Source organism: Helicobacter ibis (assembly GCF_027859255.1).
Lineage (GTDB): Bacteria > Campylobacterota > Campylobacteria > Campylobacterales > Helicobacteraceae > Helicobacter_D > Helicobacter_D ibis.
The window spans coordinates 1-289 of the sequence record NZ_JAQHXR010000015.1 but is presented as its reverse complement, the minus strand read 5'-3'; the positions used below and the strand labels follow the sequence as shown (position 1 = coordinate 289).

1 protein-coding gene is annotated in these 289 nt (G+C 44.6%); it reads right to left on the bottom strand.

The window, feature by feature from the left end:
• A partial coding sequence (locus PF021_RS08535) for a response regulator transcription factor (protein ID WP_271022060.1) occupies positions 1–289 on the bottom strand: 289 nt, incomplete at both ends.

The following is a 289-nucleotide window of genomic DNA, read 5'->3' as shown; positions in this document are numbered from 1 at the left end:
ATTCACGCGTCTGAATAATGCGTTGACGCGACTCACCAGTACTTTCGGGCTAATGGGTTTGCTTACATAATCATCAGCACCCGTTTCCAGTCCTTTAATTTGAGAGGCTTCATCACTGAGAGCGGTTAGGAAAATGATCAAAGTATCCTGAAACAAAGGTTGTGAACGGAGTATCTGGCAAACTTCCACACCCGTTTTTTTGGGCATCATGATATCCAAAATGATCAGGTCGGGATGAATTTGCTTGGCTTTTTCGATGGCTTCGTTTCCATCTTTGGCGGTGTAGACC